The organism is Pseudomaricurvus sp., assembly GCF_965662505.1.
Lineage (GTDB): Bacteria > Pseudomonadota > Gammaproteobacteria > Pseudomonadales > Cellvibrionaceae > Pseudomaricurvus.
On sequence record NZ_CBFIHX010000039.1, the window covers coordinates 1 to 21,950 of the forward strand.

The 21,950-nt window shown below is 49.8% G+C and carries 19 protein-coding genes; 6 read left to right on the forward strand and 13 right to left on the reverse strand.

What is annotated here, in order from left to right:
- Window positions 1-643, forward strand: a 643-nt coding sequence (locus ACTG33_RS07355) for a cation:proton antiporter domain-containing protein (protein ID WP_439134554.1), incomplete at its 5' end; no start/stop codon positions are given.
- 30 nt (window positions 644-673) lie between these two features.
- Here ACTG33_RS07355 and ACTG33_RS07360 read toward each other — a convergent pair.
- The 9 genes from ACTG33_RS07360 to ACTG33_RS07400 all read right to left on the reverse strand — a co-directional run bounded on the left by ACTG33_RS07360 (window position 674) and on the right by ACTG33_RS07400 (window position 10,924).
- The gene (locus tag ACTG33_RS07360; RefSeq protein WP_439134555.1) at window positions 674-943 is read right to left on the reverse strand and encodes a hypothetical protein; all 270 of its coding nucleotides are present in this window, start codon (window positions 941-943) and stop codon (window positions 674-676) included.
- Window positions 944-1,249: 306 nt separating this feature from the next.
- Window positions 1,250-2,614, reverse strand: coding sequence for a glutathione-disulfide reductase (gene gorA, locus ACTG33_RS07365; protein WP_439134556.1), 1,365 nt, complete (start codon window positions 2,612-2,614; stop codon window positions 1,250-1,252).
- A gap of 134 nt (window positions 2,615-2,748) precedes the next feature.
- Entirely contained in the window at window positions 2,749-3,087 is a 339-nt protein-coding gene (locus ACTG33_RS07370) for a hypothetical protein (protein ID WP_439134557.1), read from the reverse strand.
- A gap of 149 nt (window positions 3,088-3,236) precedes the next feature.
- Window positions 3,237-4,658 carry a siroheme synthase CysG gene (gene cysG / locus ACTG33_RS07375; protein WP_439134558.1) on the reverse strand — a complete coding sequence of 474 codons (1,422 nt, stop codon included), beginning with the start codon at window positions 4,656-4,658 and terminating at the stop codon, window positions 3,237-3,239.
- A 23-nt stretch (window positions 4,659-4,681) separates the two neighbouring features.
- Complete coding sequence (gene serS, locus ACTG33_RS07380) at window positions 4,682-5,959, reverse strand: serine--tRNA ligase (protein WP_439134559.1); 1,278 nt, start codon at window positions 5,957-5,959, stop codon at window positions 4,682-4,684.
- 12 nt (window positions 5,960-5,971) lie between these two features.
- Window positions 5,972-6,346, reverse strand: coding sequence for a fluoride efflux transporter CrcB (gene crcB, locus ACTG33_RS07385; RefSeq protein WP_439134560.1), 375 nt, complete (start codon window positions 6,344-6,346; stop codon window positions 5,972-5,974).
- Window positions 6,347-6,431: 85 nt separating this feature from the next.
- Window positions 6,432-7,769 (reverse strand): replication-associated recombination protein A, encoded by a 1,338-nt coding sequence (locus ACTG33_RS07390; protein ID WP_439134561.1) that lies wholly within the window; start codon window positions 7,767-7,769, stop codon window positions 6,432-6,434.
- A gap of 77 nt (window positions 7,770-7,846) precedes the next feature.
- Window positions 7,847-8,482, reverse strand: a complete 636-nt coding sequence (gene lolA / locus ACTG33_RS07395; RefSeq protein ID WP_439134562.1) for an outer membrane lipoprotein chaperone LolA — start codon at window positions 8,480-8,482, stop codon at window positions 7,847-7,849.
- 102 nt (window positions 8,483-8,584) lie between these two features.
- Window positions 8,585-10,924, reverse strand: a complete 2,340-nt coding sequence (locus ACTG33_RS07400) for a DNA translocase FtsK (RefSeq protein ID WP_439134563.1) — start codon at window positions 10,922-10,924, stop codon at window positions 8,585-8,587.
- 404 nt (window positions 10,925-11,328) lie between these two features.
- Here ACTG33_RS07400 and trxB point away from each other — a divergent pair, with 404 nt between their 5' ends.
- The 4 genes from trxB to infA all read left to right on the forward strand — a co-directional run bounded on the left by trxB (window position 11,329) and on the right by infA (window position 14,311).
- The gene (gene trxB, locus ACTG33_RS07405) at window positions 11,329-12,276 is read left to right on the forward strand and encodes a thioredoxin-disulfide reductase (RefSeq protein ID WP_439134564.1); all 948 of its coding nucleotides are present in this window, start codon (window positions 11,329-11,331) and stop codon (window positions 12,274-12,276) included.
- A 168-nt stretch (window positions 12,277-12,444) separates the two neighbouring features.
- The gene (gene aat / locus ACTG33_RS07410; protein WP_439134565.1) at window positions 12,445-13,269 is read left to right on the forward strand and encodes a leucyl/phenylalanyl-tRNA--protein transferase; all 825 of its coding nucleotides are present in this window, start codon (window positions 12,445-12,447) and stop codon (window positions 13,267-13,269) included.
- Between the two features lie 22 nt (window positions 13,270-13,291).
- Entirely contained in the window at window positions 13,292-13,999 is a 708-nt protein-coding gene (locus ACTG33_RS07415; RefSeq protein WP_439134566.1) for an arginyltransferase, read from the forward strand.
- Window positions 14,000-14,092: 93 nt separating this feature from the next.
- Window positions 14,093-14,311, forward strand: coding sequence for a translation initiation factor IF-1 (gene infA / locus ACTG33_RS07420; RefSeq protein WP_167183922.1), 219 nt, complete (start codon window positions 14,093-14,095; stop codon window positions 14,309-14,311).
- 261 nt (window positions 14,312-14,572) lie between these two features.
- Here the strand turns inward: infA and clpA are convergent, their stop codons facing one another.
- Both clpA and clpS read right to left on the reverse strand, forming a co-directional pair.
- Complete coding sequence (gene clpA / locus ACTG33_RS07425; RefSeq protein ID WP_439134567.1) at window positions 14,573-16,840, reverse strand: ATP-dependent Clp protease ATP-binding subunit ClpA; 2,268 nt, start codon at window positions 16,838-16,840, stop codon at window positions 14,573-14,575.
- A 102-nt stretch (window positions 16,841-16,942) separates the two neighbouring features.
- Window positions 16,943-17,326, reverse strand: coding sequence for an ATP-dependent Clp protease adapter ClpS (clpS, locus tag ACTG33_RS07430; protein WP_439134568.1), 384 nt, complete (start codon window positions 17,324-17,326; stop codon window positions 16,943-16,945).
- Between the two features lie 299 nt (window positions 17,327-17,625).
- Here clpS and ACTG33_RS07435 point away from each other — a divergent pair, with 299 nt between their 5' ends.
- The gene (locus tag ACTG33_RS07435) at window positions 17,626-17,898 is read left to right on the forward strand and encodes a cold-shock protein (RefSeq protein ID WP_439134569.1); all 273 of its coding nucleotides are present in this window, start codon (window positions 17,626-17,628) and stop codon (window positions 17,896-17,898) included.
- 161 nt (window positions 17,899-18,059) lie between these two features.
- On the opposite strand, the gene icd is transcribed toward ACTG33_RS07435, so the two are convergent.
- Together icd and ACTG33_RS07445 are read right to left on the reverse strand one after the other, a co-directional pair.
- Complete coding sequence (icd, locus tag ACTG33_RS07440) at window positions 18,060-19,316, reverse strand: NADP-dependent isocitrate dehydrogenase (RefSeq protein ID WP_439134570.1); 1,257 nt, start codon at window positions 19,314-19,316, stop codon at window positions 18,060-18,062.
- A gap of 303 nt (window positions 19,317-19,619) precedes the next feature.
- Window positions 19,620-21,854, reverse strand: coding sequence for an NADP-dependent isocitrate dehydrogenase (locus ACTG33_RS07445; RefSeq protein ID WP_439134571.1), 2,235 nt, complete (start codon window positions 21,852-21,854; stop codon window positions 19,620-19,622).
- Window positions 21,855-21,950: the final 96 nt, after the last annotated feature.

A 21,950-nucleotide genomic window follows, 5' to 3' on the forward strand; every position in this document is an offset into this window, starting at 1 on the left:
CTTGTCGCAGCTGGCATTCACGTTTATGACTCTGCCGTTGTTGGCAGCCTTCGCTTATTGCTTCGTTCGCTTCGTACTACTCAAATTAATCCTGAAATTCGACCGCTTTCACGAATACATTTTCCTGCTGGCCATCGGCTGGTGCATGGGCTGTGCGGAACTGGCGGTTCTGGCGGGCTTATCTGCCGAGATCGGTGCATTTATTGCGGGAATTACGCTAGCAACCAGTCCAATCTCGCAATACATTGCCATCAGCCTTAAGCCATTGCGGGACTTCTTTCTGATACTGTTTTTCTTTTCTCTGGGGGCACGCTTCGATCTCGGATTGCTCTCTGACGTACTCTTGGCCAGTGTCGTCTTGGCGGCAGCCATCCTGATCATCAAACCTCTGGTGTTCCGATTTCTGTTGCACCGCCAGAGCGAAACCGTGGGACTGGCCTGGGATATTGGTTTCCGTTTAGGGCAAATCAGTGAGTTTTCGCTGCTGATTGTGTTTGTTGCGTCCAATGCAGCCTTGATCAGCGAGAAAGCATCTGTCCTGATTCAGGCGACGGCGATCATTACCTTTTTGGTATCCAGCTACATCGTGATCTTCAATTACCCGAACCCCATTGCGGTCAGCGATAAATTACGAAGAGATTAAAGCGGACGATCTCAATGAGAAAAGTACGGGCTATTCGGTCTCATCGAGAATGCAGAAGGACAAAAAAGTGGTGAACATCGTGACAAAGGCTGCGAATGGCATCACAGGAAAAGCCAGTACCAACAATGACATGGTAAACCACAGACTGCGTACAATCTTTTGTTTGTTGCGGTATTTCTGAGTAAAGCGACGTCGGTGAAAGTGGTAATCTTCCGGCGTGTCCGACATTAACCACACGGGCTGCCATGTGTATTGACGATATAAAGACCAATAGAACGCTGCAAATGCTTTGAACAACATAGATACCCCGCTTTGCATCAATAGGAAAACGTCTGGTGGTAATTAACCCCTATCTTCTTTGCCGACCCGAGCTTTACTTGCGTGATCTTACTTTCGCGTCTTATTTTCGAGTCTTATTTCGAACCCTACCCTGAAGTATAGACAGAACTGTCTTCCGCGCTCTGATTTCACTGTGCACAGGTCACGACAACCGCAGAAATCTTTTTACCAGCTCATAAAAAAGCCGAAGCGCTACGATGAGAGCTTCGGCTAGTGTCACATGTCTTTCTATTGGACTGATGTGTGGATATTACCTTGCGTTAGGCCTTAGCCTACGGTGCGTGTCGCCTCTCGCATGGTGACAAATTCTTCAGCCGCCGTAGGGTGGATGCCAATGGTCGAGTCAAAATCAGCTTTGGTCGCACCGGCTTTCATCGCAACAGCAATGCCCTGGATAATCTCACCGGCATCCTGCCCCACCATATGACAACCCACCACTTTATCCGTGCCATCTTCCACAAGCAGTTTCATGAAAGTTCGCTCAGCGAGGCCGGATAGCGTGTGCTTCATGTGTTTGAAACTGGTGGTATAAATACGAAGGCGCATGCCTTTTTCGAGAGCCTGCTCTTCAGTCAAACCTACCGTTGAAATATTGGGCTGACAGAAAACGGCAGTCGCGATGTTTTCATAATCCACGCGAGTCGGTTGATTGTTGTACAGGGTCTTTGCCAGAGCCATGCCCTCAGCCAGAGCAACTGGCGTCAACTCCATCCGTCCTACGACATCGCCAATGGCGTAGATACTGGATTCGTCGGTTTGATAATCATCGTTAACCGCCAGGGTGCCGCTCTCTGTGAGTTTGACGGACGTGTTTTCGAGCCCTAAGCCATCGATTTTGGGCGCGCGACCTGTCGCCGCCATAACGCAGTCAACAATTCTCTCGCTACCGTCAGTCAGAACGACCTTCAGTTCACCACTGGCTTGCTTTTCGACACTCTCAATATTGGTGTCAAAAGTCAGTTTTACGCCCTTTTGAGCAACTTCATTGGCCGTGAACTCCCTTACCTCCTGATCGAAACCACGCAGGAACAGCGGGCCGCGATAGATCAATTCTGTTTCGGCACCCAGGCCGTTGAAAATTCCGGCGAATTCAACCGCGATATAACCGCCGCCTAGAACCATGACCCGCTTGGGAAAGTCTTCCAGATAAAAAGCTTCGTTAGAGCTGATGATGTGCTCAGCTCCGGGTATTTCCGGGATCTTCGGCCAGCCACCGGTGGCGATCAGAATTCGCTCGGCGGAGTACTGTTTACCGTTTACCTCTACCGTGTTTGGATCAACGATGGTTGCCCGCCCTTCAATCAGCTCGACACCCGCATTAGCCAGTATGTTGCCGTAGATGCCATTCAGGCGTTGAATTTCTTTGGTCTTGTTGTCTCGCAGAGTCGGCCAGTCAAATTCAGGCTTGGCAACACTCCAGCCGTAACCTGCCGCTGCTTCAACCTCTTCAGGGACATGTGATCCATAGACAAAGAGTTTTTTGGGGACACAACCGACATTGACGCAGGTGCCGCCCAGGAAGGTGTCTTCGGCAACGGCTACGCGAGCACCAAACCCTGAAGCCATCCGGCTTGCGCGAACTCCGCCGGACCCGGCACCAATGACGAATAAATCGAAATCAAAAGCAGACATAACTAACCCTTGGCTGAACTGAAATATTGGGACTAGTTTAATGGATCAAGAAAGGAATGTAGACCATTGCCTAAAGCAATAGTTTAAATTGGCGCGATAGTTTGCAGTTATAAGCAGCCTTAAACAGTTTGATTTTAGGCTTCGATATCCAGCTTGGAGCTGCGGTCTGTCTTGCGACGCCCTCTGCCTGTCCGGACATCAAGATATGGCTTGTCAGCGCGCTGCTTGCGACGATCTGGAGTGCGACGACGATCGTGCATGAGGTTTTGTGTCTGATCCTGAAGGTAGCCAAAGGCCTTATTGACAGGTTTGACGATCAGCTCACCCTCCAAAGGGGTCTCATTATGTACCGATGTAGAGACCTCAGAAGAAGGCGTGTTTATGATCCGCTTGGAGGGACCAGAGGTTTTTCCCGATTTTCCTGCAGATGAACTGCCGGTAACCGGGTTTTTTGGTCCAATCCTGACCATCATTTAAGCTCCTTTATTAATGCCCACATTATAAATGTCCACATTCAATAGAACCGATGTCATCATTCCACCGAAATACTCTGCGAGCATACATAATACAACTTGTATGATTGGCACTCAATATAACACTTTCGACTTAGGCGCTGTTCGCGTCAGGCCAACCCTTCGGGCGTATAATTAAACCAGGCCAGCTGGATCTGCAGTTGAACCACTTCACCGACAATCAGCAATGTGGGGGCCGACACGTTTTTGCTAACGACCAAAGCTGGCAGTGTAGCCAAAGTTCCGGTGATCACCCTTTGCTGAGGCGTGGTGCCCTTTTCAATAATGGCTGCGGGCGTTTGCTCATTTCGCCCATACTCAATTAAAGAACGACAGATTTCGTTCAGCCCGGACAATCCCATATAAAATACCAGAGTCTGATTCGGAGCTGCCAGCTCGGGCCACTCCAGGTTGACCTGATTACTTTTCAGATGTCCGGTAATGAAACGCACCGATTGTGAATGATCTCTGTGGGTCAGAGGAATACCCGCATAGCTCGCACAACCCGAAGCTGCTGTGATGCCTGGCACTACTTGAAAAGAGACGCCAGAGTCAGCCAGCAATTCAATTTCCTCTCCCCCGCGACCAAAGATAAACGGGTCACCGCCCTTCAGTCGCAGAACATTACGCCCTTCTTTGGCGAGATCTACCAGTCTTTGATTGATCTCTACCTGAGGGACAGCGTGATCGGCTTGTCGTTTGCCCACATAAATTCGTTCGCAGTCTGACGGCAACAAGGCCAAGATGGGGTCAGAGACCAGACGATCATAGAGAACAACATCGGCCTGCTGGATCAGTCTCAATGCTTTGAGGGTCAGTAATTCAGGATCACCGGGTCCTGCTCCCACCAGAAAGACTTCTCCCCATAGTTGTCCAGACTCGGCCTCTTCGAGGTGTTGCTCCATGATGGTGTCGGCACTGACAGCCTGACCGTCATACAGATGTTCAGCAACCATACCGGACAACACTCTGTCCCATAGGCGCTGGCGGACGACCTCGGAAGGTAAGCGCTGCTTGACGGTTTTACGCCAGTGTTCGGCCCAACTGACTAAAGCACTGAGTTTCCGCGGCACAAAAGCTTCCAGCTGACGCTTTAGATAACGGGTCACTGTGGGTGATCGGGCACCGCTGTGTAGAGCCAAAACAACCGGAGATCGATCAATAATGGATGGCAGGATTGTATCGCCAAGAGAGGTTCGACTGGCGACATTACAATGAACATCAAGCGTCTGACACTGTTCGGCAATCTGTTGATTGAGTTGTCGATCGCTGCTGGCTGCTACCACCAAAAACTGTTTCTCCAGCGGCAACCGTGCAACGGCAACGTTTGAACAAAGTTCAAGCGACAACTGATCTGAATACTCGGGCGAAACAGACCATTCATTCAGCGCAGAGCTGATTTCTGGCGAAATGACATGAACCTGAGCTCCCGACTTTAACAGCCAGGAGACCTTGCGGGAGGCAATATTGCCTCCACCAATGACCAGACAAGAACGGCCAGCAAGCTTAAGGAAGAGAGGGAAATATTCCATAGCGAGTTCTCCTTAACTCAAGCCTAGCCGATTTTTTCAAGCCCTCCCATATAAGGCTTGAGAGCTTCAGGGATCAGCACGCTGCCATCGGCTTGCTGGTAATTTTCCAGTACGGCAATCAGCGTGCGTCCTACCGCCAGGCCGGAACCGTTCAGCGTATGCAGTAATTCGGGCTTACCTGTGTCAGGGTTTTTAAAGCGTGCTTTCATTCGGCGCGCCTGGAAATCACCAAAGGTACTGCAAGAAGAGATTTCACGGTATTTGTCCTGAGATGGAACCCAGACTTCAATATCGTAAGTTTTGGCAGCAGAAAAGCCCAGATCGCCACCACACAGAATGACAGTACGATACGGCAACTCCAGGGCTTGCAAAATAGCTTCTGCATGACCGGTCAATTGTTCCAGAGCTGCATCAGAGTCTTCCGGACGGACAAATTGAACCAGTTCGACCTTCTCAAATTGGTGCTGACGAATCATGCCGCGGGTGTCGCGACCATGGCTGCCCGCTTCTGAGCGGAAGCACGGCGTATGACAGACATAGCGAATAGGCAGACGCTCAGCGTCGCGCACTATTTCGTTACGCATGATATTGGTGACCGGCACCTCGGCGGTTGGAATCAGGTAAAAATCCCGCTCATCGTTAAGCTTAAACAGATCGTCTTCAAATTTTGGCAACTGTCCCGTGCCATAGAGAGAATCACGATTCACCACGTAAGGCACATACACTTCTTCATAGCCGTGCTCGCCGGTGTGTGTGTTGAGCATAAACTGAGTCAACGCACGGTGCAGGCGCGCAACTCCGCCTTGCATCACCGCAAAACGGGAACCGGTAATCTTTGATGCCGTATCAAAATCCAGCCCGCCAAGTGACGCACCAAGATCCACATGGTCTCTGACATCAAAATCAAATGATTTTGGCTCACCCCAGCGACGGATTTCCACATTGTCTTCTTCGTCCGCACCTTCGGGCACGGCATCTGCTGGAACATTAGGAATACCGCTGAGGATAGTTTCCATCTGCGCCTGAACTGTATTGAGCTGTGCTTCAGCCTCACTCAATTGTTGTTTCAGGTCATCGACTTCTTTGAGCAAAGGTGCAATATCTTCACCTTTGGCTTTCGCCTGACCAATGCCTTTGGAGCGGGTATTGCGTTCCTGCTGCAGGTTTTCCGTTTTCACCTGAATGGCTTTGCGCTCTTCGTCCAGTGAAACCAGAGACGATACGTCCAACGTGAAACCTTTCTTTTGCAAGGCTTTGGCAGTTTCTTCGGGGTTGGTACGTATAAATTTGGGGTCTAGCATAGTTCTAACCAATTAAACGAGTCGTAAAGTACATTCAATGCCCAAGGCAACAGCCAATACACAGGCACAAACACTGATGGCAACATAGATTAACGCTAATTGTCCGTAACCATTTTGCCAGAGGGTTACGGCATCAAGAGAAAAAGTAGAAAAGGTGGTAAATGCGCCCAAAAAACCGGTCATCAGTAGATTGCGCCACTCAGGTGCGATGACGCCCTTTTCAATAATCAGGACATAACAGATACCCATCAACAAAGAACCCACCACATTGGCCGTTAACGTGCCCAGTGGAAAGCGGTTCGCCATTACCGGAAACAGGTAGGCTGTAACGCTGTATCGTCCCAATGCGCCTATGGCGCCACCGATTGCTACTGCCAGCCAAATCATTTCTAGTTCCTAATGCTGATGGCTCACCGGAGTGGCAGCCTGTCATCCATATTGATGATTTTCCAGTTGGGAGTCCTCAACCGGATTACTCCTGATATCGGTGCCAATCACTGGCCTTGTCACACTCTTCGAGATAGCGAAGCTTTTCGCTGATTTTCTGTTCCAGACCCCGATCTACAGGACGGTAGTAGTGTCTGGGCTCCAGGTCTTCTGGAAAGTAGCACTCACCGGCAGCATAGGCACCCGGTTCATCGTGTGCATAACGATACTCTCTACCATAATCGAGCGATTTCATCAGCTTGGTCGGTGCATTCCTTAAATGGATAGGCACATCGTAGCTGGGTTGGGATTTTACATCCGCCATAGCTTCGTTAAAAGCCTTATATACCGCATTGCTCTTAGGTGCAGCGGCTAAATACGTCAAGGCCTGAGCGATAGCCAGCTCCCCTTCCGGGCTGCCAAGTCGCTCTTGGGTCTCCCAGGCGTTCAGACAGATCTGTAGAGCACGGGGATCGGCATTACCAATATCTTCACTGGCCATGCGTACGACTCTTCGTGCGATGTAGAGCGGATCGCAACCGCCGTCGATCATACGTGCAAACCAATAAAGAGCGCCATCCGCCGATGACCCCCGTACGGATTTGTGCAGCGCGGATATCTGCTCATAAAAGACGTCACCGCCTTTATCAAAGCGGCGAACATCGTTTGCCAGTATTTCCTGTACGGCAGCTTCCGTGATGGTTTTCTGACCATCCACTTCGTCGGCCAGGTCACTGGCAACCTCCAGCAGATTTAATGCTTTTCGCCCATCTCCGTCGGCGGCATGAGCCAGAGTACTGAGAACGTCTTCATCAATACTCCAGGAACCCGTTCCCAGGCCTCGTTCCGTATCCTTAATCGCTTGTTGCAGCATTTGCATCAGGTGCTCGTGTTCGAGATTTCGCAACACGTAAACCCGGGAGCGAGACAGCAACGCGTTATTGAGCGAAAAAGAAGGGTTTTCGGTGGTGGCACCGATAAAGATCACCGTACCATCTTCAACGAAGGGCAAAAAAGCATCCTGCTGTGCTTTGTTAAAACGATGGACTTCATCAACAAACAGGATGGTTTTTTGGCCTGACTGCTGCTGCAATTGCTGGGCAGTGGCAACGGCGGCGCGAATGTCTTTCACACCGGCCAGTACGGCAGATACCGTCTCAAAATGGGCATCACTGATATCGGCAATCATTTTCGCCATGGAGGTTTTACCCACGCCCGGCGGTCCCCACAGAACCATGGAGTGCAATTGCTTACGGACAATCGCCTCACGAAGCGGTTTTCCGGGAGCAAACAAATGATCCTGACCGATGTATTCATCCGGGTGCCTCGGCCGCATACGAGCAGCTAATGGCTGGTAAATGTCCTGAGAAAATAAATCAGCCATAAAAAATGATTGGCGAGGCCCTTTATATTGAAAATTGGTGTATTGAAGATTGATGTATTAAAAAAAGATCGCTTAAATCAGTCCTGCTTCAGAACATCCGCGCCTTCCGGAGGCTGAAACTGAAAATCACTGATTGGCTTGCTGTTTTCTGCCTTAACATCGGTTAAGTCGAATTGGGTGGTTTGACCGAAACTGTCCAGAATCACCATCGTCTTGATCAACTCGTCTTCAAAGGTAATATCCAGACGCTGATAGGCTTCACCGGTTTTTTTCGGTCTGAGCGTAAAATCAGATTTCCCTTGTTGCACAGCGTCGTTTTCAACCACATAGAACTGGTTTTCTATTTTTTTCAGGTCTCCGGAAAAAATAATCGCAGGAGTCTGATTCAGGTTGTCCGATACAGAGCTGATCGTCACCTGCTCAAGGTCTTCGTCGTACAACCAAATGCGGTTTCCATCGGTAACCAATAACTGCGGAAACGGCGCTACGGTTTCCCATCTCAATAACCCCGGACGCTGCATGACAAAATCGCCACTGGAACGAGACAGCACTTCGCCCTCTGCATCCTTTTGAACTTGTGAGAAATGGCCGCTCAGCGCACTGACGGGAGACAGCTGAGAAACCAACGATTCTACCGCTGAGTTGGCAGTCACCTGAATAGACAGAAGTAGACCGCTGACAACAAGCAAAGTGGAAGTGAGCAAATTCTTCATACGGTATGATCCTGATTCATGTTGTAGGTTGTTTGACAGCCTATGACATAAAAGCTGAAAGTAGACTGAACAACCCCGTCATTCCCTGCAATGAATATCAAACTATTCTGGCCCCGGTGGCGCCAGCACCTCACGGTTACCGTTCGTGCCCATTTCACTGACGACCCCTGCGGCTTCCATCGTTTCAATCAGGCGAGCCGCCCGGTTGTAACCTACACGCAGCTTACGTTGCACGGAAGAAATCGAGGCTTTACGGGTTTTACAAACAAACGCTACCGCTTCATCGTAGAGAGGATCCGACTCTTCATCACTGCCCTCTTCGCCTTCCGACGCCAGACCCGGTACTGGAATGCTGTTGGTACTGTCATCAATCACGCCTTCGAGATAATCCGGTTCTCCACGTCGCTTCCAGTCTTCAACAACGTTATGAACTTCGTGATCATCCACAAAAGCACCGTGCACACGTAGCGGCACACTGGTGCCTGGCGGCAGGTACAGCATATCCCCGTGACCAAGAAGCTGCTCGGCACCACCCTGATCCAGGATGGTTCTTGAATCGATCTTGGATGAAACCTGGAATGCAATTCGAGTGGGAACGTTTGCTTTAATCAGACCGGTAATCACATCGACGGACGGACGCTGAGTTGCCAGTATCAGATGAATACCTGCCGCACGAGCCTTCTGGGCAATTCGAGCGATTAACTGTTCCACTTTTTTACCGACAATCATCATCATGTCGGCAAACTCGTCAATTACGATGACGATAGCAGGCAGGGTTTCCAGATTCGGCGGTGTTGCCTCTTCGGAGCCCGGTTCAAAATGCTCTTCTGGCTTAAACAGTGGATCCGGGATCGGCTCACCACGCTTGTTGGCTTCTTCAACCTTACGGTTAAAGCCAGCGAGGTTCCGCACACCCATGGCCGCCATCAATTTATAACGACGTTCCATCTCGCCCACGCTCCAGCGCAAGCCGTTGGAGGCATCTTTCATGTCGGTAATCACTGGAGTCAGCAGGTGCGGAATGCCCTCATAAATCGATAATTCCAGCATTTTCGGATCGACGAGTATCAGGCGAACTTCTTTTGGCGTCGACTTATAAAGCAAGCTCAGCAGCATCACATTCACGCCCACTGACTTACCGGAACCGGTAGTACCAGCAACCAGCAAGTGAGGCATTTTGGCGAGATCGGCTACAATCGGTTCACCTCCGATGTCATGACCTAAGGCCATGGTCAGAGGTGACTTGGAATTGTCGTACACATCCGAAGCCAGGACCTCACTGAGGCGCACCATCTCCCGATGTTCGTTCGGAATTTCGATACCAACCACCGATTTGCCAGGAATAACTTCAACAACCCGCACACTGATGACCGCCAGAGAACGAGCCAGATCTTTTGCGAGATTGGTAATTCGGCTGGCTTTAACACCGGCTGCTGGCTGCAACTCAAAACGTGTGACCACTGGCCCTGGCAGAACGGAGACCACCTCGGCATCGACATTGAAATCTTTTAGCTTGAGTTCGAGCAGTCGGGACATGCCTTCCAGGGATTCTTTTGAATACCCTTTGCCACTGGCTTTATCGGCCGGGTCCAGCAAGTTAATCGGTGGTAATTCCCCAACCACTTGAGTATCGAACAAAGACTTTTGCTTTTCCTTTTCAATCCGCGGGCTTGGCTTGGCTTTTTTGACGGGCTCAGAAATTTTCGGCGGCGTGCGTACTTTCTGTTTTTCAACCTGTCGTTCAATAGCCACCTTGCGTTCTTGTTGAACCTTTTCAACTTTCTGCTTTTCCTGACGATTTTGTCGATAAGCTCTCCAGCGAGACCCCATATTATCGATGGTATTCAGAGTGAAACGTCCAATGTTGTCCATTAAGGCCAGCCAGGACAGATCCGTGAATACCGTCATGCCAAACAGAAACACAGCCAGTAACAACAGAGTACCGCCGGTATAACTGAACGCGGCCTCAACACCTGAAGCGACACTCGAGCCCAGGATTCCCCCGTTTGAAAACGGCAAGCTGTCAGAGTGAACTCCGTAATACATGGACGCCAGAGCTGTTGCAGCCAACATCACAAGAACAAAACCGACAAAGCGCAATCCTGCAACCACCGCGTCAAAAGGAACGGGATGACTTCTGTCTCTGAATACCAGCCACGCACGATAGGCGATCAGCAAGGGGAACAAAAACGCCATATAACCAAACAAGGAGTAGAAAACGTCTGCAAGCCAGGCTCCAAACACCCCTCCTGCGTTTTGCAGTGAGTCACCTGTAGCTGTACGAGACCAACCCGGATCGGTTGGTGAGTAAGTCACCAGAGCCATTAAAATGTACAGACACAGCGCCACAAGGCCGATCAACGCCCCCTCTTTCAGTATGCGCAGAGGTACACCCCGATCGGTTTCGTTTTTTTGCGTAACGGTGTTGTTGGAAGATTTCAAAGATTCACCCGGTCTTCACTTTATAAGGAGCCCCAAATCGGCGGGCTGGTTTTGTTGCCCATTCTATCATTCCTGTTGGGATTGTCCTGTGATGGGGCTGTTTTTATCGTTTTTATGCATATTTGTGTGCAGTCAGGTCGAATCGCTCATAAATTCATCAAGATGCAGCTTGAGCTGCTTAAAATACATGCTTACACGTCAATCAGCTTCAAAAAGCCGCACCTTTTCGGTATCCAGAAAGTAGCTATCCGACGGTGATCCCCACAGGAAACCGGTGGCCTCAGCATAGTAGCCGCCAATTAAGTTAATTGTTGCTGCCTACTGGTCGTGCACTCCAGATTTCCCTATCATTAGCCCACTTTTAGATTCATCTATTTTCGATTCACCAAATTTGGGATTTCTCCATGAGTGACGCTCAGCACCATCAGATCATCATTCTGGGCTCTGGCCCTGCTGGTTACACCGCTGCTATCTACGCAGCTCGCGCAAACCTGAAACCGGTTGTGATCACCGGCATGCAACAGGGTGGCCAGCTGACCACTACCACTGAAGTTGAGAACTGGCCTGGCGGCGTTGCCGACCTTCAAGGTCCAGATCTTATGGTACAAATGCAACAGCATGCCGAGCGCTTTGACACTGAAGTCCTCTTCGACCATATCCACGAAGCAGACCTGTCCAAACGCCCTTTCACCTTGAAAGGCAGCAACACCTACACTTGTGATGCACTGGTTATTGCGACTGGCGCTTCTGCTCAATATTTAGGCTTACCTTCCGAAGAAGCCTTTATGGGTAAAGGTGTTAGTGCCTGCGCCACCTGTGATGGATTTTTCTACCGCAACCAGAAAGTCGCGGTTGTCGGTGGCGGCAACACCGCTGTGGAAGAAGCCCTCTACTTGTCCAACATTGCATCAGAAGTGACTCTGATCCATCGTCGTGACAAGCTGCGCTCCGAGAAAATCCTGCAAGACAAAATTCTTGAGAAAGCCAAGAATGGCAACGTCAATATCATTTGGGACCACACTCTGGATGAAGTTCAAGGTGATGATTCTGGTGTCACCGGCCTGCGCCTAAAAAGCATGAAAGATGACAGCACTCAGGAAATTGATGTTGCTGGCGTCTTTATTGCAATTGGACACAAGCCCAACACCGATATCTTTGCCGGCCAGCTGGACATGAAAGACGGCTACATCATCATCAAAAGTGGCCTCAACGGCGAAGCCACCAGCACCAGTGTTCCCGGTGTATTTGCAGCCGGTGACGTGGCAGATCATGTCTATCGTCAGGCGATTACCTCTGCCGGCGCTGGCTGTATGGCTGCCCTGGATGCAGAGAAGTTCCTCGACGACCTGTAAAACCCAGGTCCTGGACAGGCTACGGGCTATAATGCCCATAGCCTGAACAATCTCTATAGTCTGGAAAAACTAATAGTCTGAAAAACCTAGTAGTCTCGAAAACTATTAGCCTGAAAAACCTATATACTTTCGCCGCTTCACCCATGCCACCACACAATCGGCATATACATGACTCAACTACCCTGGCTTGAACCCGGTTCAACCGACTTCCCCTCTACCCGACTTGCCCTCACAGATCCCAATGGTCTTTTGGCCGTCGGTGGCGATTTGAGCCCTGCACAACTGTTAGCGGCTTATCAGCGTGGCATCTTTCCCTGGTTTGACGAAAGTCAGCCCATCCTCTGGTGGAGCCCCTCGCCGAGGCTTGTGCTAAAACCTTCCGAGCTGCATATTTCCAAAAGTATGCGCAAGCTGCTCCGCAAGGCCCCTTTCAGGGTGACCACTGACACCGCGTTTGAAGAGGTAATAGAAAGCTGCGCTGAACCACGAGACGATCAGGATGGGACCTGGATCACTGAAGAGATGCAAGCGGCTTACATCCATCTTCACCAGCTGGGTTTTGCGCATTCGGTTGAAGTCTGGGATGGAGAGGATCTGATAGGAGGTCTTTACGGTATCGCTCTGGGTAAGGTGTTTTTTGGTGAGTCCATGTTCAGCCGAGCCAGCAATGCCTCAAAATACGGCTTTATCACACTCATTCAGGCATTAGATGCGCTTAATTTCGGAATCATTGACTGCCAGGTTCACACCCATCATCTGAGCAGTCTCGGTGCCAGAGAAGTGAGTCGGAAAACTTTTGAAGAGTATCTGGTAAGCTATATTAATAGAGACACGATTAATAGAGATTCGATTAATAGAGATTCGATTAATAAAGACACGGACAGAACCCAGGACACCGGAATTCCTGAAAACAACACATTTGAAACACCTTATAACATCGACGCACTGAAAGCTCGCTGGCCTGCCACGCTTCTCAGTGATTCATCCACTTAATCTATACCCTAAAGGTTGTAGCATGAGTGATTTGGCGCACATTCGACTTTTCGCGACTCACCCACATGGGTGCAGTTATTTGCCGGACGAAGAAGCCACAACAGTTTTTGTCGACCCCAATCAAAAAATAGACGCTCAGCTGTACACTACCCTGTCCGAAAGCGGATTCCGCCGCAGCGGTAAACACCTTTACCGACCACACTGCCAAAACTGTCAAGCTTGTGTTGCAGCCAGAGTCCCTGTCCGGCATTTCAAAGCCGATCGCAAACAGCGTAAATGCTGGAATCGGAACGCCGACCTGATGGTATCCAGCAGCCTCGACATTAATACCGACGAGCATTATGAGCTCTATGCCAGATACATTGAGGAACGGCATGCAGACGGCGACATGTACCCTCCCTCACGAGAACAATACTCCAGCTTTCTTACCCGCGAATGGGGCGTTACTGAATACCTGGAGTTTCGGGATGAGGGGCGCTTAATTGCTGTTGCAGTCACCGATCGAATGGATAATGGTTACTCCGCGGTCTACACCTTCTTCGATCCCAGCGAAGAGCGCCGCAGCCTGGGTGTTTACGCGGTTTTATGGCAGATCGAACTGACCCGTCGTCTGAATCTGGATAGTGTCTATCTGGGCTACTGGATTAAGGATTGCGACAAAATGAGCTATAAAACCCAATATCGTCCTCTGGAATTACTCACGAACAACCGTTGGGTGAGGATAAATTAGCCCAGCTATTGGCTCACAGAGCATTTTCAGGCACAATTCACGCCTGCTCGAATCCGGGCATCCAGATTTCATCGTAATTGAGGACATTGCCGAATGGCAAAAGAAGATAATTTTGAAATGGAAGGGGAAGTCGTAGACACCCTGCCTAACACTACATTTAAAGTGAAGCTTGAGAACGGCCACGTCGTTATCGCACACATCTCAGGTAAAATGCGCAAAAACTACATCCGTATCTTAACGGGTGACAAGGTTAAGGTAGAGCTGACTCCTTACGATCTCAGCAAAGGCCGCATTACTTACCGCGCCCGCTAATACTGCATAAGATACCTTGCAGCACGGCACTTGGCACTTCCGGCAAGAAGTACACCTAGCAAGAACACCGGTAGCTAGAAACACAAGCTACAGCCCTCGCTACTGAGGCACACCTCCTGCTAACTTCAACAATGCAAACTCTGAACTTCAGAGTTTGTTGCCGGCTGTCGTCCGTGACTATTGTTGCCTCATCGGCAAGTGATATAAAAGCTGACTGCTTTATCCAGCAGCCAGCTTTTTTTGCATCAGAAAGGTTGCGACCTACGCCGCAACCTTCACCTTCAGCGTCAGCTCGTCATCCTCCAACACAACATCGACCACACCGCCATTGCTGGACAAATCACCAAATAGCACCTCTTCTGCAAGAGGCTTCTTGAGTTTCTCCTGAATCAATCGAGCCATTGGGCGCGCGCCCATTTTCTCATCATAACCGTGCACCGCCAGCCATTCACGGGCCTCGTTGTTGACATTCAAGGTCACACGCTTGTCATCCAGCTGAGACTGCAGCTGTACCAGGAACTTATCGACGACGGTTTTGATGACATCAATCGTCAACGGACCAAACTGAATGATCGAGTCGAGGCGGTTACGGAATTCCGGAGTGAACATTTTCTTAATCACTTCCATGCCGTCCGAGCTATGATCCTGACGCTTAAAGCCAATTGACGCACGACTCATCTCTTCAGCGCCGGCATTAGTTGTCATCACCAGGATGACATTGCGGAAATCTGCCTTGCGCCCGTTGTTGTCAGTCAAGGTACCGTGGTCCATCACCTGCAATAACAAATTGAAGACTTCGGGATGTGCCTTCTCGATCTCATCCAGCAGAACCACACTGTGTGGGTGCTTGGTCACAGCGTCAGTCAGCAACCCGCCTTGATCAAAGCCAACATAACCAGGAGGCGCCCCGATTAAGCGGGAGACCGTATGCCTCTCCATGTACTCGGACATATCAAAGCGTGTCAGCTCTACACCCAGCGAGGTAGCCAGCTGTTTACAGAGCTCGGTTTTACCCACACCAGTCGGCCCGGAAAAGAGGAAGGAACCAATGGGTTTTTCAGCGACATTCAAACCTGCGCGCGAGAGCTTGATGCTAGTGGACAATGCATCAATGGCTTCATCCTGACCAAATACGGTCATTTTCAGATCGCTATCGAGATTACGCAGCTGATCGCGATCGGAGGAGGACACGCTTTTCGGTGGAATACGTGCAATCTTCGCAACCACGGCTTCGATATCCTGAACACCGATGACTTTTTTACGCTTTGAGGGGGTCAACAGCTGTTGATAAGCCCCCGCCTCGTCAATGACATCAATGGCTTTATCCGGCATGAAACGATCAGGAATATAGCGCTCTGAAAGCTCCGCCGCAGCCTTGAGGGCCGTATCGGTGTAGCGAAGATTGTGATGCTCCTCAAAACGGCTCTTCAGCCCCTTGAGAATCAAATAGGTATCGTCCACATTCGGCTCGTTGACATCCACCTTCTGGAAACGGCGGGAAAGTGCGCGATCCTTCTCAAAAATACCGCGATATTCCTGGAACGTGGTAGAGCCCACGCAGCGAAGATCACCGGAAGTCAGCAGTGGCTTCAGCAGATTAGAAGCATCCATGACGCCGCCGGAGGCCGCTCCGGCGCCGATGATGGTGTGAATCTCATCGATAAATAGCACCGCATGGTCCTGCTTTCTCAACTCTGCCAACAAACCCTTAAAGCGTTTCTCAAAGTCACCACGGTACTTGGTGCCTGCCAACAGAGAACCCAGATCCAATGAGTAGACGACACTGGCTGCCAATACTTCCGGCACTTCGCCATCCACAATTCGCTTGGCAAGACCTTCAGCAATAGCCGTTTTACCCACACCGGACTCACCAACCAGCAAGGGGTTGTTTTTGCGACGGCGTGTCAAAATCTGACACACTCGCTCAACTTCATTCTGACGTCCTACCAGCGGGTCAATGCGACCCAGCATGGCTTCTTCGTTCAGATTAGTGGCATATGATTCCAGCGGGCTCTGAGATGGAGAATCCCCTCCAATACTGGTCTCATCACCTAAATCCTGAGCCGGGTCATCATGGTGCTCATCATGCCCTGCCACCTTCGAGATACCATGGGTGATGAAATTCACCACATCGATACGAGCAACACTCTGCTGTTTAAGGTAGTAAACCGCCTGGCTTTCCTGCTCACTGAATATCGCAACGAGCACGTTGGCGCCTGTAACCTCTTTTTTGCCAGAAGACTGCACATGAAAGACAGCCCGCTGTAACACACGCTGAAATCCCAATGTAGGCTGGGTTTCACGCTCGGTATCGTTCTCAGGAATTAATGGCGTGGTAGAGTCCACAAACTCAATGAGGTCTTTACGCAAAGCGTTGAGATCCGCACCACAAGCTCTGAGAACGCTCGCAGCAGAATCATTATCAATTAAGGCCAGCAAGAGATGCTCAACGGTCATAAACTCATGTCGTTTCGACCTGGCACCTTTAAAGGCAAGATTTAAGGTTACTTCTAAATCTTTGCTCAGCATTGGCTATCACCTCTAAAGCAACTGTTCGTGAAAAAATCCTTTTGGCTAGTCCTTAAATCTGCCCGGAAGCACCCACTCCATTGAGGGCTATTGGCTCGAGGACTACTCTTCATCTTCCACCGCCTCTATCTCACACAACAGCGGATGTTCATTCTCCTTGGCATATTGATTCACCTGGGCCGCTTTAGTTTCAGCAATGTCTCTGGTAAATACACCGCAGACCGCTTTGCCCTGAGTATGAACCGTTAACATGATGTTTGTCGCCTGCTCTCTGTTCATCCCAAAAAAGACTTCCAGCGTCTCAACGACGAATTCCATTGGAGTATAGTCATCGTTAAGAAGAACCACTTTATACATGGAGGGACGCTTGAGTTTCGGTCGGGATTCTTCGACCGCAACCCCCATGTCATCGGCGTAGTCATCATCATGGTCATCATCGTGACTACTTATACTTAATCTTAGATTATGTTTATCCGGATTACCCATTAAAAGCCTCACATCAGGCGTTCAAATATGCAACAAACCGGCCGCTTTGCCGGCATTTTGGTTAATTTTTTTACTTGACTTGATTTTTTTAGTTCGATATAAGAGTCGACAGCTACGTAAAGTAAGCCAAGTATCAATTTCGATGTCAGGAAGTATACCGTTATAGGTCGTGCAGTTATACGCGAGTAAAAACCTTAATTACAAGCCCTCAAATACGACTTAGGTACTACGGACTTATTACAATAAAAATCACCTGACAACACAACTGACACCACAGGCTAACAGTTAAGGAATTCTCTATGCCAACAGGTACAGTTAAGTGGTTCAACAACGCAAAAGGTTATGGCTTTATACTTCCTGAAGACGGTGGAGAAGATCTTTTCGCCCACTACTCTTCCATCAATATGGAAGGCTACAAAACCCTGAAAGCAGGTCAAATGGTGACTTTTGATGTCATCGAAGGGGCTAAAGGTCTCCACGCTACCAATATTCAATTGCCCAGTAAAATGAAGCAGGATTCAGAGACCCCTCTCTCTAGGATGTCTGCCAGTAGCGCAGAAGCTGTAAGTTAGGCAATGAGGCTGCACGTTAGCTAAATTGGAGGCTGCGCACCAGTCTGACCCTTCAGCTTCACAATCCAAACTGAAATGATCAAATCAACATCGCCTCAACAACGCCTGATAAAGATCAATCAGGCGCTGTCCTGTAGGTGATCGGGAGGTGATCGGGATGATTACCCCATGTGCTTGATTAACTCCTGACCAAATTCAGAACAGGATTTCAGCTCCGCATCATCCATCAAACGCTCAAAGTCGTATGTGACGGTTTTAGCGCCAATTGCCCCCTCCATTGCTTTAATGACCAGATCAGCAGCCTCATTCCAGCCGAGGTGCCTGAGCATCATTTCAGCAGAGAGTATTAAAGACCCGGGATTAACCTTGTCCTGACCGGCGTATTTTGGTGCAGTACCATGTGTCGCTTCAAACACCGCCACGCTATCAGACAGATTCGCGCCTGGCGCAATGCCGATCCCGCCAACTTGCGCAGCCAGTGCATCCGACAAGTAGTCGCCGTTCAGGTTCAGGGTTGCAATCACGCTGTATTCAGCCGGGCGCAGCAGCACTTGTTGCAGCATGGCGTCCGCGATCACATCTTTAATAATAATTTCCTGCCCGGTATTTGGGTTTTTCATGCTGCACCATGGGCCGCCATCAATGGGCGTAGCGCCAAACTCTTCGCGAGCCAACTCATACCCCCAGTCACAGAACGAACCTTCTGTGAACTTCATGATGTTGCCTTTGTGAACCAGGGTTAACGACGGCAAATCCTGATCGATGGTGTATTGAATGGCTTTACGTACCAGGCGCTTGGTGCCCTCTTCCGATACAGGCTTGATTCCAATGCCGCAGTTTTCAGTGAAACGAATTTTAGTCACACCCATTTCACTGGTGAGAAAATCTATGATTTTGGTAGCCTCAGCTGAGCCAGCTTTATATTCAATACCCGCGTAAATATCTTCCGAGTTCTCACGGAAGATCACCATGTTGGTTTTTTGCGGCTCCTTGACTGGCGACGGCACCCCGGTGAACCAGCGGACGGGTCGCTGACACACAAAAAGGTCCATTTCCTGCCGAAGTGCGACATTCAGAGAACGAAACCCACCGCCGACAGGAGTGGTTAAAGGTCCCTTGATACCGACACTGTATTCTTTAATCGCCTCCAATGTTTCAGCGGGAAACCAATCCCCCTCGTACATTTCCGCCGCTTTTTCTCCACAGAAAACTTCCATCCAGGCGATTTTTTTCTTACCGCCATAGGCCTTTTCAACGGCGGCATCCGTAACGCTGATCATAACTGGCGTGATATCCACCCCAATACCATCACCCTCAATGTAGGGAATGATGGGGTTATCAGGCACTGTCAGGGAATAATCATCGGCAACGGCAATTTTGGTGCCGGAAGACGGGACTTGTATGTGCTGATACGCCATATTAATGCTCCATTTAAGGTCAGTACTTACGCTCACAAGGGACTTGTGATTTGAATTTTGTTTGAGGGGTTTTCTAGATTATAGCTGGCTACAGGGAATAACAAGCTGATCACTGCATGGGCGTCAAATACAACCTGGCCAAAGAAGCGCGCGCCAGAACCGCCGAAAGATAAAAACACGAAATCCGATGCATAAACAACAGGCAAAAAAAAGCCCCGGCAACTCCGGGGCTTTAGGTATCACTGACCTGAATAGAATTACAGGCCTGGCATCAACGTAACGCTGATGTTTCAGACCAAGCAATCAAGCCAGTACTTTTTTCAATGCATTATTGAAAGACTCGCTCGGGCGCATAGACGTTGAAGCCTTGTCCGCGTCCAGACGGTAGTAACCACCCAGATCAATGCCTTGTCCCTGAGCCTGATTCAGCTCATCAACAATCGTCATTTCATTGGCGGTCAGTTCTTGCGCCAGACCCGAGAAGATTTCTTTCAATTCTTGATCATCATTCTGCTCGGCCAATGCCTGAGCCCAGTACATGGTCAGGTAGAAGTGGCTGCCACGGTTGTCCAGCTCTTTCACTTTGCGTGAAGGTGACTTGTTGTTGTCCAGGAAACGTCCGTTGGCAACATCCAGTGTATCGGCAAGCACCTTGGCTTTAGGCATGCCAAAAGTGTTGGCCAGGTGAGTCAAGGATTCTGACAGTGCGAGGAACTCACCGAGGGAATCCCAACGCAGGTGCCCTTCTTGTACAAACTGCTGAACGTGCTTGGGAGCAGAGCCACCAGCACCAGTTTCAAACAGACCGCCGCCATTCATCAAGGGAACAATCGACAGCATTTTCGCACTGGTACCCAGCTCGAGAATTGGGTACAGATCCGTCAGGTAATCACGCAATACGTTACCGGTGACGGAGATGGTGTCTTCGCCGCGACGAATGCGTTCGAGAGAGAACTTGGTCGCATCCACAGGAGACATGATGTAAATCTGAAGTTCCTGAGTGTCGTGCTCCTGCAGGTAGACTTCAACTTTCTTGATCAGCTCTCTGTCGTGAGCACGCTCACGATCCAGCCAGAATACGGCAGGTGTTTGGGTGGTGCGTGCACGATTTACGGCCAGCTTTACCCAATCACGGATAGGCTCGTCTTTCACCTTACACATGCGGAAGATGTCATTTTTATCAACATCCTGCTCCAGCAGAACCTGATCATCTTCATCAATGATCATGATACGGCCACGGCCTGGTGACAAAAAGGTTTTGTTGTGCGAACCGTACTCTTCCGCTTTTTTCGCCATCAGACCAACATTGGAAACACTACCCATGGTGGATGGGTCGTAAGCACCGTTGGCCTTACAATCTTCAATGACTGACTGATAAATGCCAGCGTAGCAGCGATCAGGAATCACAGCTTTGGTATCGTGAAGCTGTCCATCCGGACCCCACATCATGCCAGAATCACGGATCATCGCGGGCATGGATGCGTCCACGATAATGTCACTGGGCACATGCAGGTTGGTAATGCCTTTATCGGAATTAACCATGGCCATTTCAGGGCGCTTGCGATAGCAAGCCTGAATGTCCGCTTTGATCTCTTCCTGCTTGGAGGGACGCAGCTCTACAATTTTAGAGTAGAGGTCGCCAATGCCGTTATTAACATCAACACCCAGGTTTTCCAGGATCTTGCCGTGCTTCTCGAATACAGGCTTGTAGAACTGCTTAACAGCATGGCCAAACATGATGGGATCAGACACTTTCATCATGGTGGCTTTCAGATGCAGAGAAAACAGCACTTCCTGTTGCTTGGCGTCTTCAATTTCACGCTCAAGGAAGTTGTTCAGAGCACGCACACTCATCACGGCCGCGTCGATAACTTCACCCACCAGAACAGGGGTTTTCTTACGCAGAATGCTGATTTTGCCGTCGTCACCAACGTATTTGATGACTACATTGCCTTTCTTTTCAACGACGGTGGATTTTTCACTACCGTAGAAGTCGCCGTAAGTCATGTGAGCAACGTGGGATTTGGAATCTGCAGACCAGACACCCATGCGGTGGCTGTTCTTTTTGGCGTAGGCTTTAACGGAAGCTGCCGCACGGCGGTCAGAGTTACCTTCACGCAAGACCGGGTTTACGGCGCTGCCCTTAACCTGGTCGTAAAGTTCTTTGATTTTGGCTTGTTTGTTATCTGCTGGTTCATCTGGGTAGTTTGGCAGATCAAAACCTTGAGACTGCAGCTCTTTGATGGCAGCCTTCAACTGAGGGATAGAGGCGCTGATGTTCGGCAATTTGACGATGTTTGCCGCAGGAGTTTCAGCCAGCTCACCCAGTTCCGCCAGATCATCGCTGACGCGCTGATCTTCAGGGAGATACTCTGAAAGATTCGCCAAGATACGGGCTGCCAGAGAAATATCTCGGGTTTCGACTTGAATGTCGGCCTTGTTGGCAAAAGCCTGTACGATGGGCAACAGTGAATAGGTTGCCAAAGCCGGTGCTTCATCGGTCAGCGTGTAAATAATCTTGGGTGTATCTTTAGACATTTTATCTCCCATACGTCTGATTTATCGTATTCTATGAGCCATAACCGAATGGCTTTTGACCTGCTCGGCTCCTCATTTTCGCGGCGGATCATAACA